Here is a 19,434-nt window from a genome sequence, read left to right as displayed (position 1 = left end):
ATTCTAATTATGCTGGTTGATAAACAGCAAATAATCGGCTTTGAATTAAAATTTTTGCTACATCGCTTGGCGTTTCAGGATTAGCTTTTTGTAACCAATGATCAATGATACTGACAAGGCTACTGGTCAATAACTCAATTGTGTAGTCACTTGGTAAGGCTTGCAATATATGGTCACTAGTATTTGTGTATAGCTTTTTAAACAATTGGTCGAGAAGGCAGTTCATTTTGTAAATAAATTGTTTATCACCGTTTTCGGATAGCAGGGTTTGAAAGAAAAAGCGGTTATTACCCAGATAATTGAAAATATTAATCAAACTAAAATATGGTGAGGAGGGCGTAGATAGTATATCATCTGAGGGATTGTCTAGCCAAGAAACTGTTTTACTAATTGTTATGGTGGAGAGTGTTTCAATGTGTTTTAATAAATTATTTTCTACTTTCTCCAAGAGATCATATTTATCCAGAAAATATACATAGAACGTACCACGGCTGAGGCCAGCTTGTTGAGTAATATCTGATATCGTTGTATTAGTAAAACCTTTTTGGTGGACTAGACTTATAAACACTGTGGTAATCTTTGTTCTGGTCAAGTTTTTCTTATCTTGTCTATTCATGCGTATATCCTTTTCCATAAGTATCAAAAATCAAAAGTTCGTTGTAAGTAAGTTTAAGTATTTGGTATCTGAATAAAACCTATTTGATGTGTTACCAAGAGTTATCATAACACCAACATTTAAAGCATGCAAGTAATTGCTTGCTTTAAATGTTGGTGTTGTCAGGCCGCGAATAAACAATGATAAGTAAAGGGAAAATTGTTCAAAAAAGTAGTTTAGCAGTTGTATCACAACAAAAAAATTTGGTGTTAAGATGTATTAACGCTGAATTGCGATATTTATAATGAGATAGAAAAAACGCGGGATAACATTATGTTATTTCGCGTTTTTTATCCATGATTATCATTGATACTCATTTTGGGAAGTATACCAGTCATTTTGGAAGATGGCGTAATGGTCAATATCGACCCATTTTCCATCATAGAAGACTTCGTTTTTAAAGGTACCTTCTTTGGTAAATCCATTCTTTTTGTAGGCTTTCACGGCTGGTGTGTTAAATGGATAGACGGTGAGCTTAATTTTATGCATATTCAAATTGTTAAAACCATAATCTAAGATTAAGCTCAAGGTTTCAGATCCATAACCTTTTAAACGATCTTCCTTTTTAGGAAAACCAATCGCTAATTCGCCAGTATGATTGCGTATGTTGAGGTCAAACAAGGCAACAAATCCGACCAATTCATTATTCTCTGTTTTTCTAACAGTAAATTCAACATTTTCTTTGCTTTTAGATGAACGTCTAAATATATTTTCCCAGTCCTCAGCAGTATGGGGGTGAATCATATCATCTGATAATGGGTTATTGAACGCATCATCCCACTGCCATTCAGCAAATTTTTTACCGTCGCCGTCATGATAGTGTGATAGTTTTACTTTTTTTCCTATAAACATGTCTGCTTTGATCTCTCTTCTTTAAATTGTCATGAGCTTTATGATCTGCATCAACAATTCAAACGTGATGCAGATTAGTTATTTTTATTTGCAATCATATGCGACTCCATATTGTCAACACCTTTTAACGTGAATAAGTTGTTGCACGTTCGTATTTAATATATTTTAATGATACCAAATATAGCAACAGATTAAAATATATTAATTTAATATATTATTAACCTATCAATTGCTGAAAGATGTATTGATGAATAATGTGATTTATAATAAAAGCAGATATAAGAAAATTCTGATTATGTGATGTTGTATTTTGCTTTAACAGTGCTTAGTCAGTTTTCTATCGTAAAACATGTTGTGAAGGAGTTTTATTGCAGTACGGAATGGGTAGAGGAGGAATCAATGTATGATGTATAACGATGACGCGGTTAGAGAAACTGGGAGCAAATATTTTTTGATTAGAATGATGTTTATTATGTTGATTGTTGGTGGTGCATTGTGTATCAATAGCACGATCATTCATGCTGATGGTGTACCACAGCCGTCTCTCAAAATAAAAAATGGAGTCTTGTATGGTTTTTCGGACAATTCATCACAACATACAGGTGCAAAGGTTGTGATTCCGAATAATGTTACCAGTATTGCTAGCACTGCTTTTTATAATCAAGGCATTGCGAGTGTTGATTTTAGTTCAGCAACTAACCTAAAATCTATCGGAGATTTTGCTTTTGCTAAAAATCGTTTAACAGCTGTGCAGTATCCTAATCTAAATGATAATAATTTAGGATGGTATATTTTCTATGACAACGCGATCAGCTCAGTCACGTTTGCTAGGTGTGTGACACATATTAACGATGGCGCCTTTGCCAAAAATCCTAATCTGACATCGGTCACCTTTCCAGCAACAATTACATCAATTGGTGATTGGACATTTGCCGGTGATCGCTTAAAGACGGTTGATCTAACAACGATAAAAAATACGAATAGCTTAAGTGTTGGCTCCGGAGCCTTCTATGGAAATCAAGCCTCACATGTTGCGGTGTTGCCCAATAACGTATTAGATAGTAGCGGTAATCATCCGGTTCGCTGGTATGGTTATGAAACTTTTGGACAAAATACTGGACAAGCGGATGCCGCTGCTAAGCAATATGCATTGAAGCATCAATCTTATGGGAAAGGGGTATCTGGTAGCATAAGCAACCCACAAAGTTTTACTTATGATCGCAATAATTCAACAATAGTGACAGGTGTTAAATCAGGAGTCGCCACACTTGGTAAAACTATTGTTATTCCCACGAATGTGACAAAGGTTGCTGCTAACGCGTTTAAATCACTAGGCATTACGGGCGTAGATTTCTCCAAAACAACAAATCTGAAACAGATTGGTAACTTTGCTTTCTATGATAACCAAATTTCAAACACATTAACTTTACCAAACAGCTTAAATGCTGATATATCAGGTATTGGCTGGTACGCATTTGCGTCAAACAATATAGCAAAAGTTAACTTACCAAATAATAGTCTGACAGCATTGAATGATTTTGTGTTTGCTAGTAATCAGCTTACTAGTATCAATTTGCCAAACACTTTGAAAACAATGGGGGATGGTACCTTCATTGATAATCAAATGACAAATATAATATTACCATCTAATATTCAAAGGGTTGGTTCTGGATGTTTTGCGGGTAACTTAATTAGCAGTACACGTGCAACAGAACTAACTGCTACAATTAATAGTACAAATTCTGAAAAAAGTTTTTCAGCCGTATTATATCCTTTTAGTATAACTGATACTAATCAGTCGCAAGCAACTAGTACGATTAAGAATCGTTTTGTAGAAATGAATGATGGCACTTGGAAGTACTTAGACAGCAATGGGGTACCTTTAACAGGTGAGCAGATTATTGACGGACATACCTATTATTTTAAATCTGATGGTACACAAGTAAAGGGCTATTCTATCAAGTTCAAGGACGGTAGTGTCCACTATTTTGATTCGAATAGCGGCTATATGTTGAACTAAAACGCCATCGTTTACTATTGCGCTTTGATAAAAAAGTGCTGTGGTTGATAACTAGGGAAGATTACTTACGCAAACTAATTCCTAGTATGCCTACTATAATTACTAGGACACCTACGAGTTCCCAACTGAGTGAGAAGGGGTGATGGAGAAAGATTGCACTTAATAGGATGGAAAAAACGAGTTCCATCGCTTGAGTAGCTTCAACCTTCGATAACGATTTGATTTCTCGGAATACTAAGGAAGTTGCATGAAAAAATATAGCGGTCGCTATAATACCAGAAAATAGTGCCACTAAAAGAGTAGACACCATTGTTTTGGCACTAGGGGCACCACTAATATAGAAACTAACAAACGCCAAGAAAATCCATGTTGGGTAGGTACACAGTAGCATGCCCCACATTCTTTCGAGACCGGTAACTTTTGGCGCAGTCATCATAACTTTTCGGTTCCCAAGTGGATAACAAATAGCCGCAACCACTATCGCTAGTATTGATAAGTATATTTGGTTAGAAATGCGAATGGCACCCAAGTACTGGAGGATAGTTAGGAAGACACCTAAAAGAATAATGAACATCCAAGGTAAACTTTGCCAAGGAAAAGGAATTTTTTTTGAAGGCTTACCGATATTTAGTAAAGGCGTTGTTAAAACACCACAAACAATAGTTACCTGCCAAACACTGGCGATTAGCCAACCAGGTAGATAAGTACTAGCTAGGCATAACGGAACATAAAATAGAACAAAACAGAAGTGGCTCCAGACCCACCAAGATAGAGGCTGTTTGCGTATTGATTGGTTAACTCGCCTAAAGGATCCGCCCAATGGAATGAATATCAAAGCAAGCATTGGCAGCATCCATAAATATCGTAAGGAGGCAGACCAGAGCCAAAACCCATTTTTATTAGCAATAACTTCATTAAATATAAATGTAAGAGAGAAGAAAAAAGCCGCTATCACGCCTAATATAATTGCTTGCACACTCTTTGATAACTTATTCATCATTCAATGTAACCTCACTCTCTCAATGGACAAATTTATAAGTATAAGGCTACCAGCAATTAAATAAGCATACAATAAAAAAATTGTATGCCATATAATTTTTATTGTGCATAGATTAGTGTATACTGATTTTTAATGAACAGATATTTTAGTGGTTACAGGTGTTGATGTTGATAAATTTTATTTAGGAGGCTGAACGGGGTGAATGATTATGAATTGTCATGGGTACCGAGCAAGTTACCACTTGAGAAACCTTTCTATAAAAGTATTTATCAATCCTTATATGATGATATTCTGACAGGTGTCCTTAAGCCACACGATCAGTTACCCTCGCAACGTGAATTGTCATATTTTTTGGATATTCACTTCACCACAGTGACACATGCCTATGATCTTGGCTTGAAAAATGGCTTATTATATACCGAAAAAGGGCGAGGTACTTTTATATCGCCTAATGGCATTTCTGATCATACTATTCAAGGAAAAGAAGGCGTAAATGATTTAGGTATTTTGAATGTAACTTCAGTTGAAAATAGTTCAGCAGAATTTTATGTGAAAGAAGCTATTAAAAATATTCCCGTTAAAAAGTTACTACGGTATTTCACAAATTCATCCTTAGATGAAAGTTATGCTGGGGCAACACAAAAATGGTTTGAATATTTAAAAATAGATGTATCTGACGATATGGTCAGTCTAATAACAAATGGCGGGCAGAACGCACTCGCCATCATTTTAACAGCTTTATTCAAACCTTCAGACACTATAGTTGTGGATGACTTCACATATTCTAATTTTATTGAATTAGCTAAAACGTTACATATTAAGTTATTGTCAATTTCACAAGATGACGAGGGGATGAAGCTTGATCAGTTGGAAAATATGTTGACAACGCATATGGTTGCAGGTGTTTATGTCATGCCTTTTCGGTCGAATCCCACTAATGTTGCCATGTCTATTACGCGGCGCGAAAAGTTAGCAGCGCTAAGCATTAGCCATAATTTTTTAATCATCGAAGATGATTACTTACGATACTTGGATGTTGAAAAAACGAAAGCCATAATTAACTTGGCACCGAGTCATACAATCTACTTATCTAGTTTCTCTAAAATAGTTGCTCCAGGAATTCGCGTAGCGCTGGTATTGTTTGATAAAAAGTTTGAGCAGAAAATAAAGCATTCATTCACAAATCTTAATTTACAGGAACCAACCTTAGATTTTGAAATTATTAAGTATTTAATTAACCATGACTTTGTTTTAAAGATAATTGATAGCCAAATGAAGCAGATAAAAACTAGTTTAACTTTATTTGAGAACGTCTTTGAAACAAAGGCGCCGTTGAGTCCATTTCAATGGGTTAAGATAGATTCTGCAATTAATATTAAACAAGTGAAAGAGCGTCTGGACAAGCTAGGAATACATGTATTGTACAGCCCGCAGTTTCAAGCAGGTGGTTGGAAATCAAATAACGACTATTTTATTAGAGTATCGATAACTGCCATTAATGATTTAGTAAAACTAGAAAAACTGTTGCTAACCATTAAACGTACGATTTCGTCGAGCTAAGCTTATAATTCGTGTCATTGATTTTGAAAAAATAAAGATAAAACAAAGAGAATATGCTAGTCACATATTCTCTTTGTTTTATTAATTGCGGTGTCATTGTCACTTTAGGGAAAAATGACTGAGACTTGATTTGTGTTACAAAAATTATTTTACCTGGTAAGCAGCCAGTATACGACTTCTAATCAAAATTTCGGCAATTTCAGCTGGAGATTCAGGGTCATCTTTTTGTAACCAATGACCAATAATGCTAATGAGCGAACTAATTAATAGATCATGTGTATAGTCACTGGGAATAACTTCATTACCATCTTTAAAAATATTTTTGTAATGTGAGTCAATTTGTTCATCAATCAAATGACGTAACTTGTAAACAAATTGTGAATCACCATTCTTAGAGAGGAGTGTCTTAAGCGTAAAACGGTTTTTATCGAGAAAATCAAAAGACTGAATGAAACTACGATACGGTGAATAGGTATCTAACTCAGCCGATAGTTTATTATTATCAACATCGTCTAGCCAAGATATTGTCTTATCTATATTAATTTGCATTAGTTTTTCCATATTAGTTAGTAAATAGGTCTCAATTTTTTCTAATACATCGTATTTATCAAGATAATAAATATAAAAAGTGCCACGACTTAGTTTTGCTGTTCGTGTGATGTTGGAGACGGTTAAGTTATTGAAGCCTTTTTCGCTCACTAATTTCACGAAAGCGTCCATAATTCGTTGCTGTGTTAATTTATTTTTTTCCTGCCGATTCATACTATTCTCCTCATAAAATTAGACAAATCCCTTAGTACTTGTACATTGATTTATATATAACCAATGCTAATATAAACTATAGCTACAAAAAAAGCAACACGTTGTTAAAAAAAGGGGAGTAACATGCTCGGAATAGAATGGAAAAAAATATGGAAAAATAAATTTATGGTGGTTGTTCTAATTGCTATTGTGTTGATTCCGTCAATTTATGCGATTGGGTTTCTGAAATCGATGTGGGATCCATATGGCAAAATTAAAGATTTGCCCGTGGCAGTTATCAATGAAGACAAATCTGTGCATTACCAAGGAAATAAATTAGCAGTAGGAGCTAAGTTAAAAGATAATTTAGCGGATTCAGATGCGATGAAGTTTAGTTTTCCATCGCAAAAAGAAGCTAAAAAAGGATTGTCCAATGGCAAGTACTATATGGTCATGACAATTCCAAAGAACTTTTCTAAAAATGCGACAACATTACTGGACGCGCATCCCAAAAAGATGTTAATTCACTATACAACAAGCTCAGGGCACAGTTTTATCGCTGGAAAGTTTTCAAAATCAGCGGCTGAAAGCATTACAAACACAATTTCCAAACAAGTGACAAAGACCTATGCTGAGACATTGTTTAAACAAATTAAAACGTTAGGCAATGGTATGGGCACAGCGGCTAACGGTAACAAAAAGTTAGTAGATGGAACTGAACAATTACAATCTGGAAATCAGACGGTCACAACAAATCTACGGACACTTGCTTCAAGTGGTTTAACTTTCAGTAATGGTACGAATACACTGACAGACGGGTTATCACAATACTTTAGTGGTGTGAGTCAACTTGATGCAGGAAGCTCAAAGTTAACTGCTGGTTTGGGACAATTAGGTGAAAAAATGCCTACGTTAAGTAATGGTGTTTCACAATTATCTACAGGATCATCGAGTTTAAACAGTGGTTTGCAGCAATATACAGCAGGTGTGAGTCAACTCAATACTGGTGCCAATGCTCTTAATACTGGTGCGCAAAAATTAGCTCGTGGTAGTAGTAATTTAGCTACTGGGGTGAATAAATTAACTAACGGATCGAGTTCTTTGACCAAAGGCGTTAGTGCATACACAACCGGAACAGACGAAGCGTATAAAGGAAGCCAAAAAGTTTCCGATGGCTTGACACAAATGAATGAAGCTTTAAATAGTGACGACGCCAAAAACAAAATGACGCAATTGCAAACAGGGCTGCAAAGTTTTCAGACAGGCTTGAACCAGTTGAAGACCTCGTTGGACAACAGTAATCAAAATACTGAGCAAATTACTAAATTAACAAGTAGTATGAGTAGTCTTGCAGCAAACGTTACTACGATTAGCGATTATATCAGCGGTACGCAAAGCAAAATCGAATCTGTGGCTAAAACACAAAAGCTAACTGACACGCAAGTCAGTGCATTAGAAACGGCACTATTACCAACAGATGACATTAATGATTCACTCAAATCAGCAACAACAAATTTAAGTGAATTACAGACTAACTTAACCACATTAATTAAATCAAGTAACACAAGTATGTCACAGTTAAAAGCAGCTGTGAATACACTAAACACTAGTTATGGGACTAGTGACGATACAAAAACGCTGTATGGTGGCATAAGCAGTTTGGTTGGCTCACTTAATAAGGTCGGTGATTCAACTGCGCAATTAAGTACTGGGGCAACAAAATTAACTAGTGGGCTGTCACAACTGAGCGGGAAATCAGCACAGTTAATTAGTGGTTCAACACAGCTACAAGAGGGGCTTGAACAACTTAATACGAATGTACCCTCACTCACTAGTGGTATTGAAAGCTTAGCTAGCGGTAGTTCTAAGCTGAGCGATGGTACCCAAAAGTTGTCACAAAACAGTGATAAGTTAAATGCTGGATCCCAAAAAATTAGCAGCGGCTTATCATCACTAAATGAAAAGATGCCTGCTTTAGGTTCAGCAACGTCAAAGTTATCGTCAGGAAGTAGTCAGTTAACGTCAGGACTGGATAAATTGGCTGCTAATAACAGCAAGTTGTTAAGCGGGTCGACTCAATTAGCTAGTGGTGCCACAAAGATAGCAGACGGCAGTGCTAAGTTGGCTGATGGTTCAGCACAACTTGGTGATGGGCTGACGAAAGTTAAAGATGGGAATGCAACGCTTGCTGACAAGCTAGGTCAAGCAAACAACAAAGTTAATAAAATTAACTCAAATAAGTTAACCTATAATCAATTAGCTACCCCAGCAAGCACCAAGCATGTGGAAAAAGACAAAGTTCCTAATAATGGTACAGCTATGGCACCTTATATGTTGTCAGTGGCACTGTTCGTTGGTGCCGTTGCCTTTAACTTGATGTTTGATTTAGTGACACCTCTAAAGTATCCTAAAAAGGCTATTAGTTGGTGGGCAAGCAAAATGTCTGTGCTTTATCCATTCGCATTTCTGCAAGCAGCAATTATGTACTTTGTTTCTATTAGTATGATTGGCATCAAACCAGTTCACTATGTCGCAACTTTCTGGGTACTGATTCTGGTATCATTTACCTTTATTAATGTCGTAACATCCCTTAACTTGTGGTTTGGTAAAGTTGGTTCATTCCTGGCAATGATTTTGATGGTTATTCAATTAGGTGGTTCCGCAGGAACATATCCAATTCAATTGTCAAATGGTTTCTTTGAAGCCATACACCCATATTTGCCAATGACTTATTCAGTCAATGCACTGCGAGAAACGTTGATGATTGGTGGATCCGCTAAAAGTGATGTGATGGTTATGTTTGGCATATTTGTTGCCTTTACATTGATTATGATTGGTTTCTATATGTTCAAGCAATTAAAAATCAAGAAGATTAATTATAAGCACAGTTAATATTTTAAAAAAGGAAATTATGAGTATACTCAGTGATGAAATAAATAACCGCATCCAAAATTGCCAAAGATTCTTGCAAGAAAAAGAGTTAAGTGCATACGCAGTAACAGATGTAGAGGACATATGGTATCTGACCAATATTGATTATAGCCCTGAGCAACGGCCGTTTTTCTTAATTATTTATCCAGATAAGAAACCTTTAATGCTGGTACCAAAATTAGAAGAATCACATATTGATGTTGACTATTTTGATTATGATATTCAAACGTATTTTGATGTTACGTCTGAAGTTGGTCAAAACTGGTACGAGGTGGTTACAAAAAAGTTTGACGGGTTGGATAAAATTGGTATCGAAAGTAATGCGCTTTTAGAAATAACTGCAAAGGCACCGACAGTAGATTGGCAACCAAATGATATAATCAAAAAGTTACGTGAAATAAAGAGTGCTTACGAAATTGACAAAATTTCAACGACTGCAAGAGTATGTAGTCGAGTGGTTCGTGCAACGTTAGGCCAAGTGAATAACGACTCCAAAGTGATAGACCTTTATAACCTTCCGTTTAAGGTAGTTGGTAAAGAAATCGCGGATAATTTTAGTCTCACAAATAGAGTAACAAACGGTGTATGGCCGTCAACTTATAGTTTCATGCCTCATAGTATTCCTGATATGGCGGCAACAGTTGATCATGGACCAAATGTTAACGTCGCTGTGTTTAGATTAGCGGGCTATGCTGCCGAATGTGAACGTACCTTCTTCATGGAGAAACCAACAAAAGAAGAAGAATTACACTTTAATCAGATGATGACGGCTAGAAATATAATGCTCGATATGCTGCGACCTGGTGTTAAGGCATCTGAAGTAGAGACAAAAGTGCGAGATTACCTTATTGACCAGCATCTTACGGCTAACATTCTTCATCGACCTGGTCATGGCATCGGATTAAATAACCATGAAGAGCCAACTTTATCATTAGGTAATGACACAGTTTTGAAAGAAAATATGGTTGTATCGGTGGAACCAGCAATTTATTTTGAAGGTCAAGGCGGTTATCGACATTCAGACACGGTGTTGATAACTAAAGATGGTTATAAATTACTAACTAACGCACCGGTTACTTTGGAAGAATTAACCGTCGAGAATTAATTTAAAGAGTGTTCAACTCAATATGAGTTGAACATTCTTTTTATCTATCATTGTATTGAAATGCCCTCATATCAACATGTTAAAGAATACTTGCTCGATCTTTACGTGACAATTTCGTATACTTAAGTTTGTTATGAAAGGGGAAGCGACATGGAGCTCGGTCAAAAATTAAAAGAATGTAGATTAGCATTAAATAAAACACAACAACAAATGGCCACAGAATTGCATGTTACGCGGCAAACGGTGTCACATTGGGAGAATAATGATACTTATCCGAGTTTGGATATGTTGGTTACGTTGAGTGATTACTTAGGTTTTTCTTTGGATACAACGTTAAAAGAAGAGGGGACAGATATGATTGATAGCATTAATAAGGAACTGACAGCGGGAAAAAGATACAAGAAAATTGTGTGGCAACTAGCTATTTTAGCAAGTGCGTTTTTATTTTTTATCGCTATATTAACTTATGGGCGGGCGACACAAAATCAATTAATTGACCGGTTTAATCCCTTTCTAAAAGAAACGTATGGCTACGCACTGCTACCTGAAAAAGTTGCCACTAAGAAAGTTAGGGGAACACAACAAAGCACAGATGCGAATGGAAAAACCACGACTAAAAAAGTGGTCTTGGATATGCCCCAACCAGTAGATGCTTATGTATATAGTGACATTTTTGGTGCGGGAGAGTGGTTGAAGTTTCAAGTTGGAACTATTCCTAAGGGATATAATATGCTGTTGTGTTGCATAAAGGATCCTACGTGAAACGTGCTCGATTAATTACAAAGGACCAAGTACCAACTTTGTATCGCAGTAATATAGGTAGTGAGGATCAGTATTTAAAGTATGACAAGAAAAATTTTGGACCGCGCAACTCAATTAATCCATTTTCGAACAACGGCATTTAGAACTTTTAAGTAGATAGTTTTTTAAAGCTTTTTATTAAAGGGACTTTTTTGTTTTCTGTTTCCTATTTTTCAAGATAAAGGTATACTGTTAGTATTCAATGTTTATCAGAAAGGTATCAGACAATGGCTGAGAGTGAAAAAGTAGAATTCAAAACATTAACAAGTATTCTTAAGAAACTTGATATTAGTAAAGCTACGTATTATAGGAGAGCAAAGGCTTGGAACATCAATCCTAGTCAGCGTGAATTTACACAGGAAGAACTAAAAAATCTCGAGTCAATGCCTGAAAATGTTGATAATAATCATTCTGATGCTGTTTCAGAAAGTGTCAAGACTTTGTCAGAACAACTCAAGACAAAAGATGAACAAATTAAACAACTTCATAAATTACTCGACCAGCAACAAACGCTCTCTCTTGATTTACAACATAAAATTGATGCAAAGGAACAGCAGTATCTTGAAGTTTCAGACACTTCTGAGTTTGTATCAGAAATTGATAACTTAAAAAATGAATTGCAAAAAGAGAAATCGAAAGGCTTTTGGGCAAAAATATTAAAAAAGTGAACAACTCGATTGCCTTTTGATTTCAAAGATGCAATTTGATAATGAGCAGTAAATTAGCCTATCTGTTTTTGTGTAGGTAAGCTATTTGGGTGAAAAAATTAAAAACGTAAAAAAGCCTCTGTATAAATGCATAACTGATCAAGCAGTCAGTATTTATATAGAAGCTTTTTGTATTTTAAGCTAACGATAAATGACCCAAGCAATTAGAACCATACAGGTAACAGCATGGCAGACATCGCGATGCCGTCGTACACGGTGGCATCTCTTTTGATTTGATGATGAAGTTCGATTGCTGCTTCGGGTAATTGAGTTTTTGTTATCCAATAGTATTGAACAAGAGATTTAACCATTTTAGTAGCCACTAAGCCGGTATTTTGCGTTTTAGTCAACTCCTGTGCGTAATTGAAAATCATTTCTCGTAGTTCTGGTTGATTTTTAACATCCTCATCAGAAAAGGCGACGCTCATTTGATCCAACATGGTTTCAACTTTTTCATCTTTTTGCATAGTTTTAAAATTCCCCTCAATTAATAAACGTTGTTTAATTAATGCTATTATTACGCTAAAGTGTTTTTCTGTCAATAATCTCATTTTTAAAGACGACACTTTGTTGGGTTTATGAGATAATAAACTACAGTTTACTTTAAAAATATTGGAGAATAGAATGATTATTAGAACAGCTACGCTGGAAGACTTGGATCATGTTACTAAATTGACATATGATGCTTTCCATGATTATCCTCTATTTAATGTCTCAACTGACAAGTCTCAATTACAGCAAGCACTATATTTTTTATTGTATTTAAATACGCTAGCGAATATTAGGCGTGAAGATTGTTTCGTTTGTGTTGAAGGGTCAGAGATAGTTGCTTCCTTTATTTTGAAAGCACCACAACAGCACCAGATTAGTTTTTGGACGTATGTTAAGGTCGGTGGATGGCAACTACCTTTTAAATGTTCTCCTAAAATAGCCGGACGTATCATGCAAAATCTATCTCAATCAGATGATGTCATGCCTGAAGAATTTGAAAATTTTTGGTACATAGATACATTGGTTGTTTCACCAAAATATCAAGGCCAGAAAATAGGCTCAAGAACGATATCACAAATTATTGATATGGTTGAAAAAAGAGGTGGTAAAGATCTATGTTTGATTACTAATACAGCAATCAACAGTGTTTTTTATCAGAAAAATGGCTTTAATGAGGTCACTAGGTCGTCTTTTACTTCATTCGGACAAGTCAATGATACTTGGGTATTTAAGTACGAGTACACAATTGGATAACAAAATTTTATTTGAGCGAAAATAAAAAGAACTGCTGTGATTTATTTTCATAGCGATTCTTAATAGCGATTATCTTAATTCAGCGAGGAGCGGGTTTCAACAAAATGTGCTGTTAATAAACGACTCGCCATGAAGATGATGAGACCGACTAACATGCTTGACACAGTAACATCACTTAGCCAATGTGCACCAATCCGTACGCGACTAAGACCGGTAAGAATACCCATTGCAATCCCAAAAATTGTCATTTTCTTTTGCAAACTAATATTTCCTCGAGGAACAAAGAAAGTTAAGTATAAAAATAACCAGCCGGACATTGTGTGACCAGAAGGAAAAGAGTTATGACCATTCACACCGTTCAAATGATACCAAGGTGTAAATTCACTCATTGTGTTTCCGGAAATGGTTGTCATTTCGTAGGGTCGAAAGCGTCCCCACAATGCTTTCATATCGCCGATTGTTGTTTGTGCGATGAAAACAACGGCAATTCCGATTAAAGCAGCATTGAGTAGATAGCTAATAGCGGCGTTGTTTTTATCTTTAAGCCAATTAAAGAATACAAATGACAGTAATATTGTTAAGATAATGGCTGCACTCCAACGAAGCGGTTCAGGATAGTTTGCCACTGCCGAAGTATTGTTTGCAACGCCCATGGGAATTCCTTTCGATAAATTATTGAGCATGGAATACGTGTAACTCAACATATCTTGCAATATCGCTAGCATTTGATTAAAGGCAAATATCAAAGCGCCACCTGTCATAACATATTTCAAAATGTTTCCCTGAACGCGTCGCCATATTGTCCAGGCAATGATCTCAAAGGCAGTGAATAAAACAATTCCTGCGCCTTGATCAGCGTAATTTTGGAAAATATTACCAAATATAGAATTCTGGTCCATTACTGCAGAGGTGACATTTTTATCAAAAAATGTAGCGAACAATAAAGTCACGAATCCAATGCTTAGAAGCAGTGTAAGTACTTTTTTTTCACTGTCTGTGGTCTCAAATGTACTTTGATTTTCACTCGGTAGTTTCACGTTAGTAGTTCTAGCAGCCCATTGCATAATGTTGTCCTCCAAATTAATAACTTTAGTATATTTGATAGATATTGTTATATCGTCAAAGTTATGTAAAGGGTTCTTATAGAATGCAAAAAACTGCGTAACCGCAGCTTTTTAGAAATAAAAATTAACTTTTTTCCCCAATGTTTGAATAGATAAAGATAATATTTATGAAAGAAATTTTACGAGAGAGGTCATTTAAGATGTTCTTTTTATAGGTTGTCAATTTTTTGGTATCGACCATATCTGTTCGACTGCTAACAGATATACAAGCTTTAAAAGACATACCAACCTTATAGATTTTGCAATCATCAATTGAAAAATCGGTTGTTAGGTGACTTTGAATGGCTCTTTCAATGAATGATTTTATCCCTTGATCTTGTGTTAGGCCGCCGCTAATCTCAATCAAAGCATTTTTCATTATACGCAACGGGATTCTAATAATAAATAAAACAATAATCACTGTAATAAAGGAATCTCCAGTATATAAAAGAAAGCTTAATGGGGACTTTTTATCAATGAATAGGATGAAAAATGCAGCGACCCCAATTCCGGCTGACATGACACCATCAATCATCGCTCCTTTTGTTTCAGCTGATAGAAGTGTACTGATATTGTGGATTTTTTTGTTTTGTAATTGATAGAACCATGAGAGTGTTAATGATAGAATAACCATCACAATCTCATACGGTATGACAGGGGCAATATTTAAAAGTTGCCTGTGGCCGTAGACAAAGTATTGATAGGCTTTTGAGCTGACAGTCATTAATGAAATCAACAATAGTACAATTGTCAATAATGACTGAAAAAATGCATATAGCGGTTCCAAAACGAACAGACCATTTGGAAAACGTTTGCTAACTTGTGTACTTATTTTTGAGATGACAATAGATAAAAGACCAGTGGTTAGTGTGATTAAAGTAAAGTATGCATCAACAAATAATGCTTCTAGTCGTGTTGAAAAATATGCTGTAAGCGCTGCAACCCCCATTGCAAAAAGCCATATACAACCAATGACTAGACTACGCTGTTCAATATTTTTTTGATTCATATTTTCTCGTTAATCTTGAACATAATCTTGTGTAACACTGTTTGTTCTTCAGGAGTTAATACAGAAATTGAATCTAGAAAAACCTGATCAAATAATTGACGATTTTTTTCGCAATTTATTTTCATTTCTGCACTTAATTCTAAGTATGATGTCCGTTTGTCGACTGTTGATGGTCGTTTAACTAAATATTTCTCTGCAACAAAGCGATGAATGATTCGAGTAGCAGCGGGTTTGGATATTTTTGCCTTATCCGCAAAGCTAGTTACAGTTGGATTTTCCAATGTATATAGGAGATCAATGTAATATTCATCATTTGAAGACAGATTAGGAAAGCGTTCGTTGCTATCAGACTGTTGCTGGTATTGCAACAATACTTTATCGTACAATTCTGAGAAGATGTGGCTTATAGGTTTCATATACTTCCTCCAATATATGATTAACAAAAGTAGTTATCAAAGGTAATTACTTTTGTTAATCATATCCTTAATTATTTAGTTTGTCAACTGAATTATACTTTATTTTATCGGAAGTTATATGCGATATTTTATTTTATTCGAATGGTATCGTACTTTCATTATTCATTTTACTGTTCATTTGAAATTACTAAGCGTATAATTATTACATTGAAATCAAGAGAGTGAGACGCATTTTGAACGATAAAATTAAACAAGTTGAAACGCAGTATTTAAACAAAACCCTCAAGAAAATGAAAAAATCGTTGATTGATACCGAAGCTGAGATAAAGCGTTCTAATCGGAATATTAATGATGTATCAAAAAGCTGGGGAGATGTACGTTTAAAAACAGACACCTATTCTGGCATTGTCGAAACAGCCATGTCAGTACGTCAGCAGCAACAAATGCTTGCTGAACGTGAAAGTTCAAAAACACGAGCAGAAGCAAGATTTGAAACATTAACCAAGCAAATTAAAAAACCTTATTTTGCGCGTATAGATTTTAGTGAATCAGTCAGTGAAAGTGGCGAAGCAGAGACAATTTATATTGGGCTTGGCTCTTTTAGCGATAATGAGAACAACTATTATGTCTATGATTGGCGCGCACCAGTAGCATCAATTTATTATGATGGTGGTATTGGGGATGTTGAATATTTGACACCTGATGGCTCGCAAAAGGCGCATGTAACGCTGAAACGCCAATTTCAAATTGAAGATGGTATCATTGTAACCTTGTTTGATACGGAAGAGGCGATTGGTGATGCAATGTTGATGAACGCGCTGAATGGTGAGTCGTCAACGAAGATGAAATCAATCGTCACTACCATCCAAAAAGAACAAAATAAAATCATTCGTAATACAAGCGCCGATTTATTATTTGTCCAAGGAGCAGCTGGATCAGGTAAGACAGCTGCTGTTTTGCAACGTATTGCCTATTTGCTATACCGTTACCGCGGAAAACTAACTAGTGGACAAGTTATTTTGTTTAGCCCAAACCAACTGTTTAATGACTACATTGATCAAGTTTTACCCGAATTAGGCGAGCAAAACATGGTACAGATGACATTTTATCAATATGCTTCACGTCGTTTACCAAAAATTGCTGTTGAAACATTGCAAGAACGCTTTGAAATTGACAAAACCGATAGTAAAATTGCTCTTGCTAAAGGTAGCTTAATGATGTTCAAAGCTGTCGCAGCATATGCTGACAGTTTAAATCGTGGTGGAATGAAGTTACGTAGTATTGTGTTTCGTGATGAACCATTGATTCCCAAAGAGCGTATTGCTGAAATTTATTATCAATACAATGAGAACTACAAACTCAGCCAACGTTTGGAAGCAACGCGAGATACGTTGATGCGAATATTGAGCAGTCGTCTTGGCACAGAAATGCGTAAAGATTGGGTTGATCTTGAAATTGAAAATCTGTCAAAGCAGGAATATGATGAACTAGTGGGTGCCGGTCGTGTGCGCATGGGGGATAATGAAGAGGTTGATGCTGCGGCTGTTACACGACGTACGCAACTTGGTCAAGGTGAGCAAGAACGTGAGTTTTCTAGTGAAAAAGCTGAAAGGAAGTTCTTGGCTAAACAAATCGTAACGCGTGCCTTAAAACCTTTGGCACAACAAATTAGACGTAGTCGCTTTTTAAATATTAATGCGCAATTTGTGGATTTTCTACGTGAAGCTCACAAATATATTGATTTATCTGCGTATGGCATCTCAAATGATGAGTGGCGTGAACATGTTGAACAAGTGATTAGCAATTTAAAGAATCATCAAATGTCCCTCGCTGATACAACGATTTATTTATATCTTTATGACTTAATCACAGGGAAGCATGGTGAACGTGATATTCGCTTTTTGTTTATTGATGAGATTCAAGATTATACACCATTCCAACTTGCCTTCTTGAAGTTTAGTTTTCCACTGGCTAAGTTCACGGTCTTAGGAGATTTGAACCAAGCTATATTTACAAAGGATAATGCTGGCCATTTACGGGAAGACTTTGCAACTTTATTTGCGCCAGAGCGTGTTGAAAATGTTCAACTAACGCAAACCTATCGTTCTACACAGCAAATTACAGATTTTACAAAAGAAATTTTGATAGACGGTCAAAACATTGACGCGTTTAATCGAGATGGTGAGAAACCGGTAGTCTATATTGGGCAAGATGAGAACGAACTACTGAAATTGCTAGAAAATCAATTGCGTGAAAACACTGAAGAACAAGAATCAACAGCAATCATTACAAAAACATTGGCCGATGCAAAAGCTTTGTCACAAACGCTTAATGACAAAACAGTTACTTTGATTCAATCAGAAAACCAGCGGCTAGCTCCAGGTGTTATTATCGTGCCATCATACCTTGCTAAGGGACTAGAATTCGATGCCGTTATCATATGGCATGCAGATAAAACACGGTATAAGGAAGATAGTGAACGCCGTCTATTGTATACTGTTTCATCGCGAGCTATGCATCGCCTGACAATTATTGCAGAAAGGGCTACGACACCGCTACTAAATAATGTGTCAAAAAACCTCTATGAGGTTCGATAATGATTGATCTAGATAATTTGATTAAAAGCAAGTACGTTGCGCCATTTATGGTTATTGGTATTACAGGTTCTGTGGCCGTCGGTAAAAGCACATTTGCACATGATTTGGCTGATAAGCTTAGCCAACAGAATATCAAAACAACAGTCATCAGCACTGATGACTTTTTAATGTCTAATGATGAACTCCATGAGCGTGGTCTATTTGATCAAAAAGGTTTTCCACAGACATACAATCTTGATCTGTTGGAAAAAGTTATCACGCGCTTTCGTGCGGGGGAAAAGTCACTCAATATTCCAGTTTATACACAGGAACTTGCGGATATTCATCCAAACGAGACACAAATTATTGAATTACCTAATATCCTAATCGTTGAGGGTGTTGTTGCTTTGCAGTTACCACCCAAACATTTTGATTTGAAAATATATATAGATGCTGATTTGGCAGATATCAAAGAATGGTATCTATCCCGAACGCTTGAGGTCACAGCTTTAGCCAAGGATGATCCCTCTAGTTGGCGTTATGATTACGCCAAAATGCCGATCGACGAATTTACTCAGTTAGTTATGCAAGTTTGGGAAAACACTAATCAAAAAAATCTGGATCAGTATATTTTACCCACGAAATCACTTGCTGACATGATTGTTCATTTTGATAAACAACACCGTATTTTTGACATCGAATTAAAATAACTG

17 protein-coding genes are annotated in these 19,434 nt (G+C 35.9%); 9 read left to right on the top strand and 8 right to left on the bottom strand.

The genetic code is table 11. The features are described 5' to 3' along the window. Positions 1-7 precede the first annotated feature (7 nt). On the bottom strand, positions 8-616 hold the full coding sequence (locus LEUM_RS09240; RefSeq protein ID WP_011680453.1) for a TetR/AcrR family transcriptional regulator: 609 nt from the start codon (positions 614-616) through the stop codon (positions 8-10). Positions 617-958: 342 nt separating this feature from the next. Continuing rightward, positions 959-1,507, bottom strand: coding sequence for a GNAT family N-acetyltransferase (locus LEUM_RS09235; protein WP_011680452.1), 549 nt, complete (start codon positions 1,505-1,507; stop codon positions 959-961). Positions 1,508-1,910: 403 nt separating this feature from the next. On the opposite strand from LEUM_RS09235, the gene LEUM_RS09230 reads away from it, so the two are divergent. Beyond that, complete coding sequence (locus LEUM_RS09230) at positions 1,911-3,527, top strand: leucine-rich repeat protein (RefSeq protein WP_011680451.1); 1,617 nt, start codon at positions 1,911-1,913, stop codon at positions 3,525-3,527. Between the two features lie 61 nt (positions 3,528-3,588). Here the strand turns inward: LEUM_RS09230 and LEUM_RS09225 are convergent, their stop codons facing one another. Beyond that, entirely contained in the window at positions 3,589-4,527 is a 939-nt protein-coding gene (locus LEUM_RS09225; RefSeq protein ID WP_011680450.1) for a multidrug resistance efflux transporter family protein, read from the bottom strand. 198 nt (positions 4,528-4,725) lie between these two features. On the opposite strand from LEUM_RS09225, the gene LEUM_RS09220 reads away from it, so the two are divergent. Further along, positions 4,726-6,087, top strand: coding sequence for an aminotransferase-like domain-containing protein (locus LEUM_RS09220; protein WP_011680449.1), 1,362 nt, complete (start codon positions 4,726-4,728; stop codon positions 6,085-6,087). A gap of 144 nt (positions 6,088-6,231) precedes the next feature. On the opposite strand, the gene LEUM_RS09215 is transcribed toward LEUM_RS09220, so the two are convergent. Further along, a complete protein-coding gene (locus tag LEUM_RS09215) occupies positions 6,232-6,849 on the bottom strand; it encodes a TetR/AcrR family transcriptional regulator (RefSeq protein ID WP_010292026.1) in 618 nt (205 codons plus the stop codon). Positions 6,850-6,972: 123 nt separating this feature from the next. On the opposite strand from LEUM_RS09215, the gene LEUM_RS09210 reads away from it, so the two are divergent. The 4 genes from LEUM_RS09210 to LEUM_RS09195 all read left to right on the top strand — a co-directional run bounded on the left by LEUM_RS09210 (position 6,973) and on the right by LEUM_RS09195 (position 12,333). After that, a complete protein-coding gene (locus LEUM_RS09210; RefSeq protein ID WP_011680448.1) occupies positions 6,973-9,720 on the top strand; it encodes a YhgE/Pip domain-containing protein in 2,748 nt (915 codons plus the stop codon). A gap of 19 nt (positions 9,721-9,739) precedes the next feature. After that, complete coding sequence (locus LEUM_RS09205) at positions 9,740-10,864, top strand: M24 family metallopeptidase (RefSeq protein ID WP_011680447.1); 1,125 nt, start codon at positions 9,740-9,742, stop codon at positions 10,862-10,864. A 150-nt stretch (positions 10,865-11,014) separates the two neighbouring features. Beyond that, positions 11,015-11,626 carry a helix-turn-helix domain-containing protein gene (locus tag LEUM_RS09200; RefSeq protein WP_010277712.1) on the top strand — a complete coding sequence of 204 codons (612 nt, stop codon included), beginning with the start codon at positions 11,015-11,017 and terminating at the stop codon, positions 11,624-11,626. Positions 11,627-11,892: 266 nt separating this feature from the next. Then, the gene (locus tag LEUM_RS09195) at positions 11,893-12,333 is read left to right on the top strand and encodes a hypothetical protein (protein WP_011680446.1); all 441 of its coding nucleotides are present in this window, start codon (positions 11,893-11,895) and stop codon (positions 12,331-12,333) included. A 203-nt stretch (positions 12,334-12,536) separates the two neighbouring features. Here LEUM_RS09195 and LEUM_RS09190 read toward each other — a convergent pair whose 3' ends face one another. Beyond that, positions 12,537-12,839: a bacteriocin immunity protein gene (locus LEUM_RS09190; protein ID WP_011680445.1), complete on the bottom strand. Its 303-nt coding sequence runs from the start codon at positions 12,837-12,839 to the stop codon at positions 12,537-12,539. A 157-nt stretch (positions 12,840-12,996) separates the two neighbouring features. Here LEUM_RS09190 and LEUM_RS09185 point away from each other — a divergent pair, with 157 nt between their 5' ends. After that, entirely contained in the window at positions 12,997-13,617 is a 621-nt protein-coding gene (locus LEUM_RS09185; RefSeq protein WP_011680444.1) for a GNAT family N-acetyltransferase, read from the top strand. 74 nt (positions 13,618-13,691) lie between these two features. On the opposite strand, the gene LEUM_RS09180 is transcribed toward LEUM_RS09185, so the two are convergent. From LEUM_RS09180 to LEUM_RS09170, 3 genes are all read right to left on the bottom strand, one after another. Beyond that, positions 13,692-14,681 carry a phosphatase PAP2 family protein gene (locus LEUM_RS09180; RefSeq protein ID WP_010285341.1) on the bottom strand — a complete coding sequence of 330 codons (990 nt, stop codon included), beginning with the start codon at positions 14,679-14,681 and terminating at the stop codon, positions 13,692-13,694. A 124-nt stretch (positions 14,682-14,805) separates the two neighbouring features. Continuing rightward, positions 14,806-15,729: a cation transporter gene (locus tag LEUM_RS09175; RefSeq protein WP_011680443.1), complete on the bottom strand. Its 924-nt coding sequence runs from the start codon at positions 15,727-15,729 to the stop codon at positions 14,806-14,808. Next, complete coding sequence (locus LEUM_RS09170; protein WP_011680442.1) at positions 15,726-16,145, bottom strand: MarR family winged helix-turn-helix transcriptional regulator; 420 nt, start codon at positions 16,143-16,145, stop codon at positions 15,726-15,728. Before LEUM_RS09170 ends, LEUM_RS09175 begins: the two co-directional genes overlap by 4 nt. Before the next feature lie 233 nt (positions 16,146-16,378). Between LEUM_RS09170 and helD the strand changes: the two genes are divergently transcribed. Together helD and LEUM_RS09160 are read left to right on the top strand one after the other, a co-directional pair. Then, positions 16,379-18,742, top strand: a complete 2,364-nt coding sequence (gene helD / locus LEUM_RS09165) for an RNA polymerase recycling motor HelD (RefSeq protein ID WP_011680441.1) — start codon at positions 16,379-16,381, stop codon at positions 18,740-18,742. Continuing rightward, positions 18,742-19,431: a nucleoside/nucleotide kinase family protein gene (locus LEUM_RS09160; RefSeq protein ID WP_010284953.1), complete on the top strand. Its 690-nt coding sequence runs from the start codon at positions 18,742-18,744 to the stop codon at positions 19,429-19,431. Before helD ends, LEUM_RS09160 begins: the two co-directional genes overlap by 1 nt. The last annotated feature ends 3 nt before the right edge of the window (positions 19,432-19,434 follow it).

The organism is Leuconostoc mesenteroides subsp. mesenteroides ATCC 8293, assembly GCF_000014445.1.
GTDB classification, from domain to species: Bacteria; Bacillota; Bacilli; order Lactobacillales; family Lactobacillaceae; genus Leuconostoc; species Leuconostoc mesenteroides.
Note: the sequence above shows the minus strand (reverse complement) of the source record. Positions and strands in the feature narration are given on the sequence as shown.